Annotated in this window: 1 protein-coding gene; it reads left to right on the top strand. The window is 64.1% G+C overall.

Annotated elements, in window-relative coordinates:
* Positions 1 to 234 (top strand): ABC transporter permease subunit (locus tag SB773_RS34805; protein ID WP_410595129.1); only part of this gene is annotated, 234 nt, incomplete at both ends.

Below are 234 nucleotides of genomic sequence, written 5' to 3'. Positions count from 1 at the left end.
CCGCGACGTGTTCGACGCCGCACGCATCGACGGGGCCAGCGAACTGCGCATCCTGCTCCTCATCGCGGTTCCGCTCGTGCGCCCGGCCGTGCTCACGGCGATGCTCGTGACATTCATCGGACCGTGGAACGAGTTCCTGTGGCCGTTCCTCGTCACGAAGGATGCGACGAAACAGACGCTCGCTGTCAGCCTCGCGAACTTCTCACAGACGAACGGCTCGTTCCTCGAGAATCC

The sequence above is a fragment of the Bacillus sp. SIMBA_074 genome (genome assembly GCF_046534555.1).
Lineage (GTDB): Bacteria > Bacillota > Bacilli > Bacillales > Bacillaceae_G > Bacillus_A > Bacillus_A mycoides.
The sequence above is the reverse complement of the archived record's forward strand: the minus strand, read 5'-3'. Positions and strand labels throughout refer to the sequence as shown.